The organism is Dietzia papillomatosis NBRC 105045 (genome assembly GCF_001570845.1).
Taxonomy (GTDB): domain Bacteria; phylum Actinomycetota; class Actinomycetes; order Mycobacteriales; family Mycobacteriaceae; genus Dietzia; species Dietzia cinnamea.
In genome coordinates, this window is the sequence record NZ_BCSL01000035.1 from 20311 (window position 1) to 37645 (window position 17335).

Sequence of the window (17335 nt, forward strand, 5' to 3'; positions counted from 1 at the left end):
GCGACGACACGAACGCTTCCGGTCGAAGGCGCCCGGTGATCAAACGTCGCTCACTCGTTACTGGTTCGTGACCCTCAGGCAACCTCCGCCGATCCGGGGTTCTTCTCGATGTACCGGGCGACGAACGAGCAGGACGGGCGCACCCGCAGGCCCTCCTCGCGGGTAACCCGCAGGGCCTCGGCGACCAGGCGCCCGGCAAGGCCGCGGCCCCCGAACTCTGATGCGACGACCGTGTGCGGGAACTCGCGGACGCCGTCCGGACCGTCGCTGTACTCGGCCTGGCCCGCCACGACGCCGTCCACGAGGATCTCGAACCGCCCGGCGGCGTCGTCACGCCGAACCTGAACATCCTCCGAGCCGCTCATGAGTGCGACTCCGGACGCACGACCATGACCGGGCAGGGCGCCGCCTGCAGCAGCGCCCGCGAGGTGGAGCCGAGGACCATGCCCGCGAATCCGCCGCGCCCGTGGGATCCGACGACGACGAGCTGGGCGTTCTCCGACTGCTCGACCAGCGCGCGGACCGCGCGATCGCGGGTCACGTAGCGCTGCACCTCGACGTCGGGGTAGCGGTCCGAGAATCCCGCCAGCCGCTCGGACAGGGTCTGCAGCTGCTGGTCCTCGAGCTGCTTCCAGTCGTCCTCGGTGAGCGAGATGCCGGCGGCCGCCGCCTGGACCTGCGGGTCCATCCAGGTGTGCACCGCGATGAGCGGGGTGTTGCGCGCGGAGGCCTCCGCGAACGCCCACTCGGTGGCCTTGGCGCTGACCTCGGAGCCGTCGATGCCCACCACCACCGGGCCGGTGCGGTCGAGGTCGTCCGTGTCCTCGCGGGTGACGACGACCGGGCAGAACGCATGGCTGGCGACGGCCGCCGAGACGGACCCGAGGACCATGCCCTTGATGCCGCCCAGCCCGCGGGAGCCCAGGACGATCATCTTGGACTTGCGCGAGTAGTCGATGAGCACCTGCGCCGGGTTGCCCTCGACGATCGCGTGCGACACCTCGACGCCGGGCGCGACCTTCTCCGCGGTGGCCCGCGCCTGCTCGATGATCGGGTGGCACTCGCGCTCCAGCTCGTCATAGACGGGCTGGGGCGGGATCATCCCCTCGGCGAACATCGCCGCCGGCATCGTGTACGTGGTCACGAGCCTGAGCGGGACGCGTCGGGTGGCGGCGGTGTTGGCGGCGTAGGCGACCGCGCCGGTGGAGGCGGCGGAGCCGTCGACGCCGACGACGACGGTGTTCTCGAGGGAGCTCATGTCCTGAGACTACCGCCGTTCTCGACAGTTGATAACAGATCTGCGCGTGGTTCAGAACTCGTCAGGGAACGGAGCGTTCGGGGGGTAGGCCAGGTTGAAGCTGCCCTGGAACGCCGGGAGGACGGCGCGACCGGGGCCGAAGAGGAAGAAGTCGACGACGGCGTCGATCATGAGCGCTCCCGAGGGACTAGTGGTGCATGTGATGCACGAGACAGATGTTGCGCGAGTGAGTGTAGCCCACCGACTAGGCTGAGGGACATGTCCGGTTCCAGGCGACGCGCTCGTCCGCTCCCGCTACGCGACGGCGTCGACCCGGTGCGGATCCGGCTCGCCGACCCCGGACAGGGACCCCGCAGCATCGTCGAGGAGCTGCGCCGCCGCTTCCCCGACCGGCTCGCCGAGCTCGACGCGGCCCTCGAGGCGGGGCAGGTCGTCACCGCCGACGGGGCGGCCGTCACCCTGGCCACCCGGCGACACCGGGGGATGGACGTGTGGATGTACCGGACGCCCGACCCGGAGATCCCCGTGCCACATGAGGTGGAGGTCCTCCACCGGGACGACCGCCTCGTCGTCGTCGACAAACCCCACTTCCTCGCGACCACCCCCCGCGCCGGACACGTCACCGAGACCGCGTTGGTGCGCCTCAGGCGCGACCTCGGGCTCGACGACCTCGCGCCCGCCCACCGCTTGGACCGGCTCACCGCCGGCGTCCTCGTGTTCACCGCCGACCCCGCCCACCGCGGCGCCTACCAGGACCTCTTCGCCGCCCGCCGCGTCACCAAGACCTACCTGGCCGTGGCCCCCGCCCCGGACGGCGTCGCGACCGTGCGCGAACGATCCAGCCGCATCCTCAAGACCCGCGGAATCCTCCAGGCCGCCGAGGTGGCCGGCGAACCCGACGCCCACACGCGCATCACCCTGCTCGACACCCGCGGCGCCGGGCCCGACCGACTGGGCCTCTACCGCCTCGAACCGACCACCGGGCGCACGCACCAGCTGCGCGTCCACATGAACGCGCTCGGCACCCCGATCCTCGGCGACGACCTCTACCCGCACGTCCTCGACGTGACCCCCGGCGACTTCACCCGCCCCCTGCAGCTCCTCGCCTCTGAGATCGCCTTCACCGACCCCGTCACCGGGCAGCCGCGCCACTTCGCCAGCAGACGCACCCTCGACGCCTGGCCCGGCGGGCAGGATCAGGGTGGAAACCCGGGCAATCCCCGATCGGCCCCGGCTCCGAACTCCTGCAAGCTGTAGGTCGACCACCATGATCCGAGGGAGCACATGACCACCCAGGCCGAGACCCACCACCGGGAGGGCGCGGCGGACGCCGCCGCCGTCGCCACCGACCTCGTCATGACGTACGGGGAGGGGGAGACCGAGGTCCGCGCCCTCGACCACGTCAGCGCGACCTTCGAACGTGGCCGGTTCACCGCCATCATGGGTCCCTCGGGCTCCGGGAAGTCCACCCTCATGCACTGCATGGCCGGCCTCGACCGGCCGACTTCCGGCTCCGTGCGCATCGGCGACACCGAGATCGTCGGGCTCGGGGACAAGGACCTCACCGCGCTGCGCCGCGACCGGATCGGCTTCGTCTTCCAGTCCTTCAACCTCGTGCCCACGCTCACGGCCGAGGAGAACATCACCCTGCCGCAGGACATCGCCGGCCACACCATCGACCGCGCCTGGTTCGACGAGGTGATCGGGCGGCTGGGGATCGCCGACCGGCTCTCGCACCGCCCGTCCGAGCTCTCCGGCGGGCAGCAGCAGCGCGTCGCGTGCGCCCGCGCCCTCGTCGGCCGCCCCGACATCCTGTTCGGCGACGAGCCGACCGGGAACCTCGACTCGACCTCCTCCGCCGAGGTGCTGTCGATCCTGCGCAGCGCCGCCGACGACTTCGGCCAGACCGTCGTGATCGTCACCCACGACCCCCGCGCCGCCACCTACGCCGACCGCGTCCTGCTGCTCGCCGACGGCCGGGTGGTCCGCGAGCTCGAGCGCCCCACCGCCGACGAGATCCTGTCGGCCATGGGCGCCCTCGAGGAGCGGTGATGGCCGGCGGAAAGCACGAGGCGCGACACGCGCCCCGCCACTCGCGGCCCATGCTGCGCGTCTCCCTGCGCAACATCGCCGCGCACAAACTCCGACTGGTCCTGTCGGTGCTGGCCGTGGTGCTGGGCACCGCGTTCGTCACCGGCTCGCTGGTGTTCACCTCGACCCTCAAGAGCACCTTCGACGGCCTGCTCGAACAGGGCACCGCGGACCTATCCGCCATGATCGAGCCCGAGGACCCGCGCGGCGCCGGCGTCCCGTTCGAGGTGGCCGAACGGGTCCTGGAACTGCCCGGCGTCGAGGCGGCCACGCCCGGCGTCTCCGGCACCGTGGTGCTGTTCAACGCCGACGGCACGCCGTATCAGTCCGGCGGCGCGCCCTCGGAGGGCCTGGCCTGGGTCGACCCCGCCCATTCGGTCGGCGACAACAGCTGGATCGTCGACGGCCGTGCCCCCGCAGCCGACGACGAGGTCGTCCTGCCCACCACCGTCCTCGAGAGCGCCGGGCTGGCCATCGGCGACACGGCCGAGGTCTACACCACCGGTCAGGGCATGCTCGAGGTGACCGTCGTCGGCTCCTACGCCAACGACACCGACGTCGGCGGCTACGTGGGTGTCGGGTTCTCCGAGGACCGTGCCCGCGCCCTGTTCACAGACGGCGAGAACGCCTCCGGCGTCTCCGTCCGCGCCGAGCCGGGCGTGAGCCAGGAGCAGGTCCGCGACACCATCGCCGCCGAGTTCCCCGACTACACCGTCAGCACCGGCGACGAGGTTCGCGAGCGGCTCTCCGAGCAGCTGTCGACCATCCTCGACTTCGTCAACTACTTCTTCGTCGCGTTCGGGCTGATCGCCCTGCTCGTGGGCACGTTCATCATCTACAACACCTTCTCCATGCTCGTCGCGCAGCGGCTGCGCGAACTGGCCCTGCTGCGCGCGATCGGTGCGTCCCGCCGTCAGCTCACCCGGTCCGTCATGGCCGAGGCCGCCGTCACCGGGCTCGTCGGCTCCGCGATCGGCGTGCTGGCGGGCTTCGGGCTCGCGCAGCTCATCTTCCTGGTGCTCGAGGCCCTCGATCTGGGCATCCCGTCCGGCGCCCTCTCCCTCACGCCGATGTCGGTCATCACCCCACTGGCGCTGGGCTTCGTCGTCACCGTGTTCTCCGCCTGGGCCCCCGCCCGGCGCGCCGGACGCGTCGCCCCCGTGCAGGGCATGCGCGTCGGCTCGGTCTCCACCGAGGCCGGCGGCGCGTGGCGCACCTACATCGGCGTCCTCGCCGTGGTCAGCGGAGTGGCGTTGGCGCTGATCGGTACGTGGCACGACACGACCCGCGACGGGGCGATCACCGTCGGCGTCGGCGCCGCCGCCCTGATCGTCGGCAGCTTCCTCGTCATGCCCACGCTGGCCAAGCCCATCGCCGGTGGCATCGGCCGCGTCATCGGCGCGCCCTTCGGTGCTGTCGGCAAGCTCGCCGCCACCAACGCAGGCCGCAACACCCGCCGCACGGCCGCGACCGCCTTCGCCCTGACCCTGGGGCTCACCCTCGTCGCCGCGTTCGGCACCCTCGGCGCGACCACCAAGGAGAGCGTCTCCGGCGTCATCAACCAGGACATCAACGCCGAACTCGTGATCCAGGGCGTAGCCTCCCAGGGGCCGCCGACCCCGCTCCCCGGGGGCATCCAGGACAGGGTCACCTCTGTCGACGAGGTCGGCGACGTGGCGTGGCTGGCGTTCTCCTTCGCGCAGCTGGCCGGCGAGCCACAGGCGCTGGCCGCCGCGGGCGGGCCGCTCGAGGAGATGATCGACGCGACCATGGTCGACGGCTCGCTCGTGCCCGGGCCCGACTCGCTCGTCGTGTCCCGCACCGTCGCCCGTGATCGCGGCTGGACCGTCGGCGCGAGCGTCCCCCTCGTCGGGCCCGACGGCACCGAGTCGACACTGCGGGTGACCGGCGTGTACGAGGACTCCCAGATCCTCGGGCCGTTCTACACCGGTATGGACGTCTACGAGCGCCTGGTGCCGGAGAACCTGCGCACCACGTCCATCATGCTCGCCTCCGCGGCCGAGGGCGTCAGCACCGACGAGGTGCTCGCCGCCGTCACCGACGAGCTCACCGACATCCCCATCGCCATGGTGCAGAGCAAGCAGCAGTACATCGACGTCCAGACCGGCGGTATCGACCAGCTGCTCTCGATCATCTACGCCCTGCTGGGACTGGCACTGGTGATCGCCGTCCTGGGCATCGTCAACACCCTCGCGCTGTCGGTGATCGAACGCCGCACCGAGATCGGGATGCTGCGCGCCGTGGGCATGCAGCGGTCGCAGATCCGCCGCACCATCAACCTCGAGTCGACGCAGATCGCTGTGTTCGGCGCGCTGATCGGCGCGGCGGTGGGCGTGTACCTGGGCTGGGCGTTCGTCACCGTGCTGGCCGACAGCGGCCTGACCGAGACGACCATCCCCTGGGGCAGCATCGTCGTGGTGCTGGCGTCCTCGGCGGTGGTCGGCGTGCTCGCGTCGCTGTGGCCCGCCCACCGTGCGGCCAAGACGGGGCCGCTGGAGGCGATCGCCGACTGACGGGTGCTGCCGGGCCCGCCGGCGGGTGGGGCTGCCGGCCGCGGGGGGGCCTGCTAACGACGCAGGCCGAACAGGTTGCGGGGGCCGCGGTGCTCGTGGCGGGCGAGCACCGCGCCCAGCAGCTCGGCGTCGTGCTTGGCGTCGACCTCGGCGCCCGCCAGGCGTCCTACCGTGCGTTCCCACAGCAGGCCCTCGTACACCGTGAGCAGGTCGAGGGCGGCGGTGGCGGGATCGCGGAGCCCGGCGGCGTCGAGCGCGCCGACCAGGTCGCTGGGGTCGAGGAGGGACGCCACGAGGTCGGTGGTGTCCGCCTTGCCGGCCAGCTCGACGATGAGCGCCGACCGGGCCGCGAGTTCACCGCGGTAGTCCTCCAGCAGCCCTTCCATCATGCGCGCGAGTGTCGAGAGCACCTCGTCGGCGTTCGATGACGCGAGTTCCTGGATGCCGGAGACCTCGACGAACCCGCGAAGCAGCGAGGTGAGCCGGTCGACGGTGAGGGTGAGCAGTTGGGCGCGGGTGCGGCAGTAGTACGAGGTGGAGCCGGAGGGCAGTCCCGCCTCCGAGTCCACGGCGCGGTGGGTGAGGGCACGGACACCGTCCCTCGCCACGACCTCGATCGCGGAATCGGCGATGAGCATCCGCCGGTCCTCCATGGGGGCTCCCGTCCTCGTCGTCTTGTGTCGGGTGACCGGCTCGACCGCTGTGGCGTCGGTATGCGTTCCGTCCCGCTGACTCGAGCGCCAGCCTATAGCCGACCCGCGCCGCAGGGCGTCGAAATCACGGACGCCCCGGCACCGGATCGCGGTGCCGGGGCGTCGCCGGTCGTGACGGGGTCGCGGGCCTCGTCAGGCCACGGCGACGACCTTGCGCGCCCGTCGGCGCGCACGGTGGTGCTTCAGCGCGGTCTTCAGGCCCGCTCGCTTGCCCTCCGGGGCGGGCAGCGGGGTGGGCAGGTCCTCGAACATCCGCTCGGAATGGGTCTCCGGCGCATCGTCCGCGGTGGCGCGCAGCATGTGGTTGGGCAGCGACAGCTTGGCGATGGTGCGCCAGGTCTTGGCATACTGGACCGGCAGCGGGCCGGCCACATACGGCAGGTCGTACTTGTCGCACACCGCGCGCACGCGCAGCGACGCCTCGGACAGTCGGTTGGACGGCATGTCCGGGTAGATGTGGTGCTCGATCTGGTACGAGAGGTTGCCGGACATGAAGTCCATGATCGGACCGCCGGTGATGTTCGCCGAGCCGAGCATCTGACGCAGGTACCACTCGGCCTGCGTCTCCTCCTGCACGTTCTTCTTGGTGAACTTCTCCGCCCCGTCGGGGAAGTGCCCGCAGAAGATCACCGCGTTGGTCCACACGTTGCGGATGCCGTTTGCGAGCAGGTTCGCGGTCGCGGTGGACTTCCACCCCTTACCCGACAGCGCCGGGTACAAGACGTAGTCCTTCAGCAGCTGGCCGGACGCCTTCTTGGCGAAGAGCTTGAGCTTGCGCTTGGTCTCCCCGCGGTCGTCACGTCCCATGGCGACCTTGCCCAGCTCGAGGTGCTGGATGCCCACGCCCCACTGGAACAGCAGGGCCAGCACCGCGTTGTAGGCGACGTTGCCGTAGAAGAACGGGCTCCACCGCTGGTCGCGGGTCACGCGCAGCAGACCGAATCCCACGTCGTCGTCCATGCCGACGATGTTGGTGAACTTGTGGTGCAGGTAGTTGTGGGTCTGCTTCCAGTGTTCGGACGTACCCACGATGTCCCACTCCCAGGTGGTGGAGTGGATCTCCGGGTCGTTCATCCAGTCCCACTGGCCGTGCATGATGTTGTGCCCGAGCTCCATGTTCTCGACGATCTTGGCGACGCCGAGCGCTCCCGCGCCGACCGCCCAGGCGGTGCGGTTTCGTGAGCCCACGAGGAGCAACGCGCGCGCTGCGACCTCGAGGCCGCGCTGGAAGCGGATCGTGTTGTGGATATAGGCCGCGTCACGCACGCCCAGGGAACCGATGATGTCCTGACGGATCTGCTCGAGCTCGGCGCCGAGCGCCTCGACGTCGTCCTCGGTGAGATGCGCGAACTCCGGGATGTCGGTGATTGCCATGAAGCTACGGTACCGTAACTTACGGTCGCGTAGGTACGTCTGGTTGCGTCGGTCACAAAAGTGAGGTCGGTTGTACTGGTCTCGGTGACCCGTTATCTGCGGCGTCTCCGATCGCTTAGTGGGCATCGGTAACGCCCTGGCCTGCGAGGGAAGACGACGATATCCCAGTTGATGTCACGGTTTTGTAACGTCGGTTGGGTTCGCGACGACATAGAGGTCGTCGCGTAGGGGTCACGGATACGACAGCGCCTACCGCGATACGACCCAGTACGCACCAGCACGACAACCGAGGAGACACACCATGAGCAACGCCAACGACATCTTCCTGCGGGCCATCCAGCCGGTCGTCGACATCTTCTGGTCCCTGGTGTGGAGCGCCACCGGCTCGACCGTCAGCGTGCCGCGTCCGACGGCTCCGGCGCCCGAAGCGGCCTGATTCGCCGGGCCGGGTGCTCTGCCCGGCCGCACACGAAGGCCCGCCCCTCCGGTCGAGGGGCGGGCCTTCGCGTGATCTGAGACCGATCGGGCTCAGAGTCCGAACTTCTCGCTGCCGCCCAGGTCGACCGGGATCGAGGCGCCCGTGATGCCGGCGCCCGCGTCGCTGCACAGGTAGAGGGCCATGGACGCGATCGCCGACGGCTCGACCCACGGTTGGGGCATCTGGGTCATGTTGCTGTAGGTCTCCGCGGTGTCCTCGAGTGTCGTGCCCTTCCCACCTGACATCATCTCGATCATCGCCGGGTTCTCGATCATCGGCGTGCGGACGTTGCCCGGGTGGATCGAGTTGCACCGGACGTTGGAGAAGCCGAGTTCCCCGGCGAGGGCCTTGGCGAGGCCGCGGACCCCCCACTTGGACGTCGCGTAGCTACCGGTGAACGAGCCGCCGCGAAGGCCCACCATCGAGCTGATGAGTACCACTGAACCGCCCCGGCCCGTGGCCAGGATGTGGGGAATCGCCACTTTGGTGGTGATCCAGGTGCCCTTGAGGTTGATGTCCATCGTGCTGTCCCACTCCTCCTCGGACCGCTCCCAGGTGGCGATGGGCTGTGGCGAGACACCGGCGTTGGCCACGACGAAGTCCAGTCCGCCGAACTCGGCAACCCCGGCGTCGACCGCCTCCTGCATCCCCGGCAGGTCACGTACGTCGACGATCCCCGTCACGCACCGCCGCCCCAGCGCGCGGACCGCCTCCGCGGTGGCCTCGAGATCCGCCGGCTCGGCCATGGGATAGGGCACCGTCTCGATATCCCGACACAGGTCCAACGCGATGACGTCGCAGCCCGCGGCGGCGAAGGCCTCGCAATGAGCTCGTCCCTGGCCGCGGGCTGCGCCGGTCACCAGCACGACCCTTCCGGTCAGATCGGTTGAAGTAGTGGAGGGGTGCGACAAGGTGAAGCTCCTGACGATGAACGGCGGCGGTCCCTGCGGGGCCAGCCGACCTGCGGCATGCTTGAAGTCAACGTAAACAGACAGAACAGGTAGTGGTCATCATGCTCGAACGGACACTCGTCCTAGTGGATACGTCGTATCTACTGGCAAGTTTTTACAACTCCTGGGAGGAGGGTGCGCGAGGCCAGCTGGAGATATCACTCGCCACGGTCGTGCACCGGTTAGACCAGGTCGCCCATAGCCTCGTGGACCAGCCCGTGCAGCGGCAGAACTGGTACGACGGCATCCCGGACTCCGGCCCGCACCGGTACCAACGCACGCTGCGCGTTATCGAGGGTGTCCAATTGCGCGCCGGTCAGCTGATCGAGTGGGGTGAACGCCGTACCCAGAAGGCCGTGGACACCCTCCTCGTCGCGGACATGATCCAGGCCGCGTACAAGGGGCAGTGCTCGGACATGGTGCTGGTCACCGGTGACGCCGACATGATCCCCGGGGTCCGGGTGGCCGTGGACGCCGGCGTGCGGATGCACCTGGTGGGCTTCGGCTGGGACTCCATCTCGTCGGCACTGCGTCACGCCTGCGACACGACGACGGTCCTCGACCCCCGCACCGACTTCCACGACGCCATGCAGATCCGCGTCCTCGAGGGGCCGATACCGCCCAAGGTCCGCACACCGACGGCGACGCCCGCCCATCCGGGCGAAGACGGGCATGACCCCGACACCCACGAGTCGGTGGACCTGATGGAGGTGGACCTGCGGGCCGACCGCGCCGCCGCCACCTCCGTCGCCGACGAGACCCGGCTGACGATAGCTGACGAGGAACGCGCCGCCGACGCCGAGGAACTGGCCGCCGACGAGCATGAATGCGCCGCCCGGGTCGAGAACGAACACGACGGTCGGGAGGCAGAGGCCGGGCCGCCCCCGCAGGACGCCGCGACGCCTGCCCCGCGGCCGCGGCCGGAGGGACCGGCGGTGGTCACGCCGGCTGATCTGGCACCCAAGCCGGGCCCGACCCCGCAGGCTTCGCCTCCGCCCGCCGAGCACGCCGGGTCGGTTCAGAGGTCCTCGACGGCGAGCGAGCCGGCGAACGGGTCCTCGCGGCCGAACCCGTCGATGATGGCACCTCACCGTCGCCCGCTGCGGTCCAAGTTCGTGCCGTTGCCCGAGGAGGTGTGGACCTCCTCCGGCGAGCAGACCCCCTTCGACGTCGGACAGCAGTACGCCACCTGGTGGTACGAGCAAGCTGCGACCGAGCAGCAGCGCGACGAGGCGCACCTGTTGTCCGGTGGAGTGCTCCCCCCGGCGATCGACCGTCCGCTCCTACAGTTCGCCTGCCAGATGCTCAACGAGTTCACCCTTACCGAGACTCAGCGCGTTCGCCTGCGCGACGGATTCCACGAGGGGATCCGCGCCGTACTTCTCAAGCACCGCTGACGGGCCGCGCCCTCTAGAAGGGTGGTGGGTCGGTGTCGGTGGTGGGGTGGCTGTTTGTGGGTGGTGGTGTGGTGGTGTTGGCGGTGCGTTCGGCGGCCAGGCGTCGGGCGCGGCGGAGCCAGTGGGTGGCTTGTGGTCGGGGGTCGAGCCAGGGCCGGCGGGGTGGAGTGTCGTCGGTGTGGTCTGGGTGGGGGTCGCGTTGGCGCCAGCGGGCCAGGGGTCCGGTGGGGTGGGTGGTCAGGGTGTGGCCGGTGTCGGTGGTGATGGTCAGGGTGGCGTCGGGGTCGAGGTGGTAGTGCCAGCCGTGGAAGGTTTTGAAGCGGTGGTGTTGGCGGCAGATGCTGGCGAGGTTGGTTTCGGTGGTCAGGCCGCCGCTGTTGGGGTCGGTGTGGTTGAAGGGGCGGCAGTGGTCGATGTCGCAGTCCTGGGCGGGTACGGAGCAGCCTGGGTGGCGGCAGGTGCCGTCGCGTAGGCGGATGCGGTGGGCCAGTTCGGCGCTGATGCGGTAGCGGCGGGCCGTGTCCGGGGCATCGGCGGTGCCGGGTTCGGTGTGGGGCACGGTGATGGTGGCGCCGACGCTGCGGGCCAGTAGTTCGATGAGGGCTTCGATGGTGGCCGGGCCGCCGCGGGGGAGGTAGACCTCGGGTTCGCCGTCGGGGCCCAGGGGTGCGAGGACGGTGATGGTGGGGCGGACCTGGGTGGCCAGGGGGCGGGTCCCGGCCCGCGCCGGGTGCTGGGGGTCTGCCTCGTGGTCTGGGCCGGCCGGGTCGAGGAAGGCGGCGACGAGGGCGTCGGCGCGTAGTTCGTCGATGCTGCGGATGTATTCGGCGTCGAGGGTGTGGTCGCCTGCGTGGGCGGCCTGCAGGCGGGCCGTTTTGTCGCGGGTGGCCTGTTCGGTGGCAGCGCGGTGCAGGACCTCGTAGAGGGTGGAGGCTTCGGTGGCGGTGAGGTGGGCGATGAGGTCGGCCATGCCGTCGGTGCCGCGGCGCAGCCGGATGTGGCGTTCGCGGGTGGCGGCGGCGCGGCGGGCGCGGACGCCGGCGGGGTCGTGGTCGGTGATGATGCGGTCGAGGGTTCCCAGGATGGCCTCGCGTCCGGGGCGGGTGCCGGCGGCGATGGCGGCCAGGAGCCAGTCGATGATTTGTTGTTGGACGGCGCGGCGGTGGGCGGAGTCCACGGTGCGCATGTGGCGGGCGAGCAGGTCGGCGGTGTCCTCGTCGAGGCGGCCGGTTTCCATGGCCTCGACCAGGGTGGGGAAGCGCGTGATGAGGGTGCGGGCCCGGGTGAGCAGGGTGCGGGCGCGGTTGTTGTGCACGCCGTAGGCGGCGACGATCTCGGCGCAGGCGATGTGGAAGGGGTCGATGACGGCGTGTTCGGGTTTGAGGTCGAGCTCGGGGTCGTAGCCGGCGGCCAGGTCGCGTCGTTCCTGCTCGTCCTCGCAGACGGTGTAGAGGTGGTAGCAGGCGCGCAGTCGGGCGGCGGCGGCGATGTTCTCGGCGTAGAGGGCCTGCACGGCGGCGGCGCCGGCCGCGGCGACGGCGGGGCAGTCGACGGAGCCGCCATCAGCGCGGCGATCTGCCCTGTGATCAGCGCGGTGGTCGCCGCCCGGGTGCGGTTGTGGTGGTCGCGTCATCGGCCGTGCCCGCCCCCTTCGCCTGGGTGTGATCGCCGCCCGACCGGGCGAGGATCGCTCGTGTGTTCGATAGAGTGAACACTAGCAACCCACTACGACACGATGGGGTTCCAACTCGTCTAGCCGCGGAGAGGGGGGGGCGCCGGGCGGCTTACAACTAGCCGCCGAGCAGCGCCCGGTAGTGCTCGGACAGGCCGGGGTGATAATCGGGGAGATGACGACCTCGTCGTCGTCCCCCTCGATACGGACGGTGAGCACCCACCCGTCGGGGGCGGTGGTGACGACGACGAGGTGAGGCGCCTCGCACCGCACGATCCCCACCGGCACGACGGGCGCGCCGTCCTCGGCGATCATCGTCAGCTCCACGGTGCCCGTCGCCGGGTCGCCCGACCACGGACCGATCCACGGCGCGGTGCGGGCCGGATCGGTGACCGCCGCCCACGCCTCCTCGACGGACAGCGGCAGCCGGCGAGGGAACACGACCGCCCCGGTGGGGGAGAGGTATCCGGAGGCCTTCGGCGTGGTGGGCATGGCGACTCCTCGCGGCGGTGGGGCGCCGCGGCGGTCAGCGCAGCGCCGGCATCAGCGTATCGCGCATCGGGGCCACGAAACGGCCGAAGTTGTCCCAGTTGTGCAGGCCGGTGGGCAGGTAGTCGATCCGCGCGTCGATGCCGAGCTCGTCGAGCCGCCGGTCCATCTCCACGGTGCAGGCGTGCGTGGCGATCTCCAGGCCGGCCCCCTGGGTGAAGCGCAGCAGGTCGCGGCCGTTGCGGTCCCACTCGGTGGCGTCGGGCATACCGGTGGCGGTGGCGAAGTACAGGGCTTTGCCCTCGAGCTGGTCGGCGTTGAGGAGGCCGTCGTTGGCGAGGTAGGCGGGGTCGGTGCGCGGGCCCCACATGTTGGCGATGTCGCCGCCGCGGGTCTCGGCGACGATCTTGGCGAGGATGAACCCGAGGTCGTCGCGCGCGGTGTAGCAGCCGGCGATCGCACCCACGGCCTGGTACAGGTCGGGGCGACGCTCGGCGATGGTCACGGCACTGGCCGCGCCCATCGAGAGTCCGGCCATGCCGCGCTTGCCGTTGAAGGGGATGTCCCCGGCCTCGAGCAGCGGTGGCAGTTCCTCGGTGAGGAAGGTCTGCCACTTGTTGCGGCTGAGGACCGGGTCGTCCCGCTGCCAGTCGGCGTGGAGCGAGCCGTCGGCGCGGGCGGGCATGACGAGCGTGACGTGCTCGCCTGCGAAGACCCGGTCGACGCCGCCCGGCAGGAGCCACCCGCTGGGTGAGGGCGAGTCCACGCCGTCGAGTAGGTAGAGCATGGGAGCAGGCGCAGTGGAGGCCGGACGCCAGATCTCCACCGGCAGCACGCGGTTCATCGACTCGGAGGCGACCCACCAACGCTCGAATCGGGGGTCGCCGCCGGCGACCAGCTGGTCACCGATGTCGACCCGGCGCACCTCGGATTCGGTGACGGTCTCGGCCTCCATCCCGATCGGAGGGGTGGCGGAGGTGTTCTGTGAGCCCGTGCCCAGCGGTGGGAGGGTTCCCGACCCCACCAGCGAATCCGTGCCGGTGGAGCCCGTGGAGCCGACGGTCGCCGAGCCGGCGGCCGCGCTGGACGGGTCGACGCTGCCTCCCGCCGAGCCCATCACCGACCCGATATCCGGACCCGCGGACCCGGGCAGTGACTGCGCACCGGCCGGGGCCACGGCCCCGGCGATCAGGGTCGCGGCCAGTGCGGGCACGAGGAGGGGCAGGGCGAGCGGCGAGCGATGTCGGGGCACCGCTCAACGATAGATCGCCGAACCGCGGGGCGGGGAGTTACTCCCTGGTGTCGCGTGGCAACGTCGGCCCCGAGAGGTCCTCGGGGCCCGGTTGATCGGTGGCCTCGTCGGGATTGCGCGGGGCCTCGGGGTTCGCCTGCTCGGCCGCCCGCGCCGGCTCGGCCTGACCGGTCTGGCCGGCCGGCTCGGTCTGACCGGCATGTCCGCCGCCGTCCGTCAACTGACGATCGGCGCCGGCGCCGGCGCCGGCGTCGGACCCGGACGACAGGCCCATTGACGCACGGATCTGCTCGAGCTTGGACTTACCCTCCGACTCCCGGGTGAAGGCGGCGGCGTCGAGTTGGGCGGTGGAGGGGGCGCCGGTGGCCTCGGCCAGCTCCTGCTTGCCGAGCGCGGTGGTGTAGCGGCCCTCGATCTTGGCGCGGATCTCGTCGAAGGTCGGGGAGTTGCCGCCGCCGGCGCCCTGCAGTGAGGCCATGGACTCGGTGGAGCGGTGCTGCATCTCGGCCTGGGTGGCCTGCAGCAGCAGCTGGTCCTCCTGCGCGAGCGTCTCGCGCAGCCGGTGCTCGGATTCCTTGACGGCCTGCTTGGCCTGTTCGGAGGCCTGGACGGCCTGGCCGTGGAGCTGGCGGGTGTTCTCCAGGTCCTGCTCCAGCGCCACGAGGCGGCCGGCGAGCTGCTCGGCCTGGGCGTCGAACTGCTGGGCCCGGGCGGTGTCGCCTTCGGCGCGCGCCTGCTCGGCGACCTGGAGGGTCTGGCGGATCTGGCCCTGCACCTCGTCGAGCTGGCGGGCCTTGGTGCCCATGGCGATCTCGAGCTGCTTGGCGTTGCCGATCACCGCGGCGGCCTGGTCGGCTACGGACTTGTGCTGCTGCCGGGCGTTGCTCATGGCCTGGTGGACGAGCACTTTGGGGTCCGCGTTGTCGTCGACCGATTTGTCCAGCGAGGCCTTGAGGTAGTTCCAGCCTTTGGAGAACGGGTTAGGCATGGCGGGGTCCTTTTGTCGGCGACGGCGAAGGTGCGTTTCTACCTCTTGACGGTACCGATCAGCGCGGCCACCGGCAGGGCTGTCCGCGGAAGGTAGGGCTGACGCCACAATCCACCGGACGCGGCGCCGGACGACTCGTGCTGCCACTGCACGTCGACCTGCGGGCGCCCCACGTGGAGGTCGTGGACCATGAGCGCCGCGAGCAGGGCGGAGGAGGTGTCGGGCTCGAAGATCTCGATGCCGAAGGCATGGGCGCCCTTGTAGGTGTTGGCGAGGATCTTGTTCTTGGTGACCGAGTAGGTGTCGGTGGCGGGGGCGACGTTGACGGAGACGGTGTGGCCGTCGGCGAACGCGCTGGTGGCGCGCCAGCGCTGGACGCGCTTGGCGAGGGTGTAGTTGGGGCCCTGCTGGGGGACGAGCGCGTCATGGACGGCGGGCCCCTGGCCTGCGGGGTAGTTGCGGCAGAACAGCTTGTGGCGGGTCAGCGCGCCGACGACTCGCTTGACGTCGGTGATCCTCCGGGAGGCGAGGGCTGCCGTCGAGGCCTCGCGGACGTCGGCGGGGACGACGAACGTGTCCATCGGGGTGGCGAGGTAGGCCAGCGCGGTGGCGGTGTTGTCGCCGAGGAGGTCGACGACGAGTGCGTCGGCCGCGGACGAGAGCTGGACGTGGGTTCCGCCGTCTGCGTAGAAGTAGCTGCCCACGGTGAGCGGTGCGGGGGCGGCGGCCCGGGCCCACGCGGCCAGCTCGGGGAGCTGGGTGAGCAGGTCGATGCCGGGGCGGCCGTCGGCGTCGGTGGGGATGAGCAGGCGGCCGGCGAAGGTGGAGGCCTCGGCGCGGAAGCGGTCCCATGCGGGGCTCGACGGGAGGTCGACGCCCAGTACGTCGGCGCCCCACTGCAGGAGGCGTCGGGCGGGGCCCATCTCGGAGCCCAGGCCCAGAACGAGCATTGCGCGGCCGGGGAGCGAGAGCCACTCGGGGTTGTCCTGGACGAGTTTGAGGGCGTCGGCGCAGCTGGGTTCGATGACGCCGGCCGCGACCCACTTGTCGAGGCGGGCGCGGAGGAGGTCGCCGGTCAGTTCTTCGCCGCGGTAGGGGATGGAGAGTTCGCGGGCGGGGGTCGCCGTGCCCTGGATCGTCTCGGTTCCGGGCGTGGAGGTGGGGGTGACGACGGCGAGGTAGTCCGTCATCGGTGTCTCCACCAGTTGGCCGTCCTTCTCGTGGACGCCGACCATCCGGGACTGCAGCGACTGGAGGGCGGCGCGTGCGACGCCGTCCCAGGCGGCGGGGTCGGTGACGCCGACCCGGACGAGTTCGGTGAAGGGTTCGATGTAGCCCTTGCGCCAGTCCTTGATGCGGTGGACGCGCTCGGCCGCGGCGGGGTCGACGGTGGCGAGTGCGTCGGCGACGACTTGCTTGGCCAGACGGCCGGTGGAGCGGTTTCCGTCGGAATCGGTGGGGAAGAGGACTCCGGTCGTGCTCGGTGCCATGACGCTCCTGGTTCTCGGGGATAGCAATACGAGGTTAGCCTCAACTTTTGCTGTCGTGGGGCGCGCGGGGCGGTTCCAGGTGGCGGATCCGGCATTCAGGGGCGAAGTAGTGAGGAAACTCACTGAGCGAGTTACACGGCAAATAAATAAGCGCCGTTTCACTTGTTAGGTGAAACGTAAGACGAGGTAGTCGGCCGATAACCGTTGTGCGACTTCGCGGACGCCGCCTACCTGCGCCGCTGCCCCTTGCGTTACGTAGCCCCTCAAACTGTTCCAGCCAAGCATTCCCTGTAACACGACTTTGAAATGCCCCGATAGAGTGATGACACGATCCGAAGGCGGTGGCCAAGGCCACATGCCGGACCGGGTGGCGTGGGGGAGTTAATGCCCGTCGCCGGGTCGTCAACCACTAAGGAAGGCAACTCCTATGAAGAACCAGAAGCGGATGATCGCGGTCATCGCGGCCTCCGGGCTAGCGCTCGGCTCCATGCCGGGTGTTGCCAACGCGCAGAGCGTTGAGATCGGCATCGGTGTCAGCGCCGTAGTGGGCTCTGTCGCGCTCGGCGCTGCGCTCGGTTCGACCGGGGACGTGGACTCGTCCGGCGGTACCGGCTCCGATCAGTTGACGGGGTCGCTGGACAAGCTCACG

The 17335-nt window shown here is 70.4% G+C and carries 16 protein-coding genes; 6 read left to right on the forward strand and 10 right to left on the reverse strand.

Translation table 11 applies throughout. The features are described 5' to 3' along the window. Window positions 1-74: 74 nt before the first annotated feature. On the reverse strand, window positions 75-365 hold the full coding sequence (locus DPA01S_RS12320; protein WP_061916603.1) for a GNAT family N-acetyltransferase: 291 nt from the start codon (window positions 363-365) through the stop codon (window positions 75-77). Further along, window positions 362-1258: a universal stress protein gene (locus DPA01S_RS12325; RefSeq protein WP_061916606.1), complete on the reverse strand. Its 897-nt coding sequence runs from the start codon at window positions 1256-1258 to the stop codon at window positions 362-364. The genes DPA01S_RS12320 and DPA01S_RS12325 overlap by 4 nt, the downstream gene beginning before the upstream one ends. Window positions 1259-1516: 258 nt before the next feature. On the opposite strand from DPA01S_RS12325, the gene DPA01S_RS12330 reads away from it, so the two are divergent. Genes DPA01S_RS12330 through DPA01S_RS12340 form a run of 3 tightly spaced genes read left to right on the forward strand, consistent with a single transcriptional unit; the run spans window position 1517 to window position 5883 of the window. Beyond that, entirely contained in the window at window positions 1517-2515 is a 999-nt protein-coding gene (locus DPA01S_RS12330) for a pseudouridine synthase (protein ID WP_061916608.1), read from the forward strand. 27 nt (window positions 2516-2542) lie between these two features. Continuing rightward, on the forward strand, window positions 2543-3310 hold the full coding sequence (locus tag DPA01S_RS12335; RefSeq protein ID WP_061916611.1) for an ABC transporter ATP-binding protein: 768 nt from the start codon (window positions 2543-2545) through the stop codon (window positions 3308-3310). Next, the gene (locus DPA01S_RS12340) at window positions 3310-5883 is read left to right on the forward strand and encodes an ABC transporter permease (RefSeq protein ID WP_061916614.1); all 2574 of its coding nucleotides are present in this window, start codon (window positions 3310-3312) and stop codon (window positions 5881-5883) included. Before DPA01S_RS12335 ends, DPA01S_RS12340 begins: the two co-directional genes overlap by 1 nt. 53 nt (window positions 5884-5936) lie before the next feature. Here DPA01S_RS12340 and DPA01S_RS12345 read toward each other — a convergent pair whose 3' ends face one another. Together DPA01S_RS12345 and DPA01S_RS12350 are read right to left on the reverse strand one after the other, a co-directional pair. Continuing rightward, a complete protein-coding gene (locus DPA01S_RS12345; protein ID WP_061229247.1) occupies window positions 5937-6536 on the reverse strand; it encodes a TetR/AcrR family transcriptional regulator in 600 nt (199 codons plus the stop codon). 192 nt (window positions 6537-6728) lie between these two features. Then, window positions 6729-7970, reverse strand: a complete 1242-nt coding sequence (locus DPA01S_RS12350; RefSeq protein WP_061229248.1) for a fatty acid desaturase family protein — start codon at window positions 7968-7970, stop codon at window positions 6729-6731. Between the two features lie 301 nt (window positions 7971-8271). Between DPA01S_RS12350 and DPA01S_RS17465 the strand changes: the two genes are divergently transcribed. After that, window positions 8272-8406 carry a hypothetical protein gene (locus DPA01S_RS17465; RefSeq protein ID WP_256386853.1) on the forward strand — a complete coding sequence of 45 codons (135 nt, stop codon included), beginning with the start codon at window positions 8272-8274 and terminating at the stop codon, window positions 8404-8406. Between the two features lie 92 nt (window positions 8407-8498). Here DPA01S_RS17465 and DPA01S_RS12355 read toward each other — a convergent pair whose 3' ends face one another. Then, window positions 8499-9359 (reverse strand): mycofactocin-coupled SDR family oxidoreductase, encoded by an 861-nt coding sequence (locus DPA01S_RS12355; RefSeq protein WP_061229249.1) that lies wholly within the window; start codon window positions 9357-9359, stop codon window positions 8499-8501. Between the two features lie 101 nt (window positions 9360-9460). Here DPA01S_RS12355 and DPA01S_RS12360 point away from each other — a divergent pair, with 101 nt between their 5' ends. After that, window positions 9461-10795, forward strand: a complete 1335-nt coding sequence (locus tag DPA01S_RS12360; RefSeq protein WP_061916629.1) for an NYN domain-containing protein — start codon at window positions 9461-9463, stop codon at window positions 10793-10795. 13 nt (window positions 10796-10808) lie between these two features. Here the strand turns inward: DPA01S_RS12360 and DPA01S_RS12365 are convergent, their stop codons facing one another. From DPA01S_RS12365 to DPA01S_RS12385, 5 genes are all read right to left on the reverse strand, one after another. Further along, on the reverse strand, window positions 10809-12428 hold the full coding sequence (locus tag DPA01S_RS12365; RefSeq protein WP_083961832.1) for an HNH endonuclease: 1620 nt from the start codon (window positions 12426-12428) through the stop codon (window positions 10809-10811). A gap of 81 nt (window positions 12429-12509) precedes the next feature. Next, the gene (locus DPA01S_RS12370) at window positions 12510-12959 is read right to left on the reverse strand and encodes an SRPBCC family protein (protein WP_232303130.1); all 450 of its coding nucleotides are present in this window, start codon (window positions 12957-12959) and stop codon (window positions 12510-12512) included. Between the two features lie 34 nt (window positions 12960-12993). After that, entirely contained in the window at window positions 12994-14208 is a 1215-nt protein-coding gene (locus tag DPA01S_RS12375) for an alpha/beta hydrolase (RefSeq protein WP_061916620.1), read from the reverse strand. Window positions 14209-14245: 37 nt separating this feature from the next. Then, complete coding sequence (locus tag DPA01S_RS12380) at window positions 14246-15196, reverse strand: PspA/IM30 family protein (RefSeq protein WP_061230085.1); 951 nt, start codon at window positions 15194-15196, stop codon at window positions 14246-14248. A gap of 38 nt (window positions 15197-15234) precedes the next feature. Then, window positions 15235-16686: a hypothetical protein gene (locus DPA01S_RS12385; RefSeq protein ID WP_061916623.1), complete on the reverse strand. Its 1452-nt coding sequence runs from the start codon at window positions 16684-16686 to the stop codon at window positions 15235-15237. Between the two features lie 427 nt (window positions 16687-17113). Between DPA01S_RS12385 and DPA01S_RS12390 the strand changes: the two genes are divergently transcribed. After that, on the forward strand, window positions 17114-17335 hold a 222-nt coding region (locus DPA01S_RS12390), incomplete at its 3' end, for a hypothetical protein (protein WP_198150766.1).

Coding starts and splice junctions, on each gene's coding strand:
- DPA01S_RS12320 (WP_061916603.1), bottom strand. CDS start 365: ATGAGCGGCTCGGAGGATGTTCAGGTTCGGCGTGACGACGCCGCCGGG.
- DPA01S_RS12325 (WP_061916606.1), bottom strand. CDS start 1,258: ATGAGCTCCCTCGAGAACACCGTCGTCGTCGGCGTCGACGGCTCCGCC.
- DPA01S_RS12330 (WP_061916608.1), top strand. CDS start 1,517: ATGTCCGGTTCCAGGCGACGCGCTCGTCCGCTCCCGCTACGCGACGGC.
- DPA01S_RS12335 (WP_061916611.1), top strand. CDS start 2,543: ATGACCACCCAGGCCGAGACCCACCACCGGGAGGGCGCGGCGGACGCC.
- DPA01S_RS12340 (WP_061916614.1), top strand. CDS start 3,310: ATGGCCGGCGGAAAGCACGAGGCGCGACACGCGCCCCGCCACTCGCGG.
- DPA01S_RS12345 (WP_061229247.1), bottom strand. CDS start 6,536: ATGGAGGACCGGCGGATGCTCATCGCCGATTCCGCGATCGAGGTCGTG.
- DPA01S_RS12350 (WP_061229248.1), bottom strand. CDS start 7,970: ATGGCAATCACCGACATCCCGGAGTTCGCGCATCTCACCGAGGACGAC.
- DPA01S_RS17465 (WP_256386853.1), top strand. CDS start 8,272: ATGAGCAACGCCAACGACATCTTCCTGCGGGCCATCCAGCCGGTCGTC.
- DPA01S_RS12360 (WP_061916629.1), top strand. CDS start 9,461: ATGCTCGAACGGACACTCGTCCTAGTGGATACGTCGTATCTACTGGCA.
- DPA01S_RS12365 (WP_083961832.1), bottom strand. CDS start 12,428: ATGACGCGACCACCACAACCGCACCCGGGCGGCGACCACCGCGCTGAT.
- DPA01S_RS12370 (WP_232303130.1), bottom strand. CDS start 12,959: ATGCCCACCACGCCGAAGGCCTCCGGATACCTCTCCCCCACCGGGGCG.
- DPA01S_RS12380 (WP_061230085.1), bottom strand. CDS start 15,196: ATGCCTAACCCGTTCTCCAAAGGCTGGAACTACCTCAAGGCCTCGCTG.
- DPA01S_RS12385 (WP_061916623.1), bottom strand. CDS start 16,686: ATGGCACCGAGCACGACCGGAGTCCTCTTCCCCACCGATTCCGACGGA.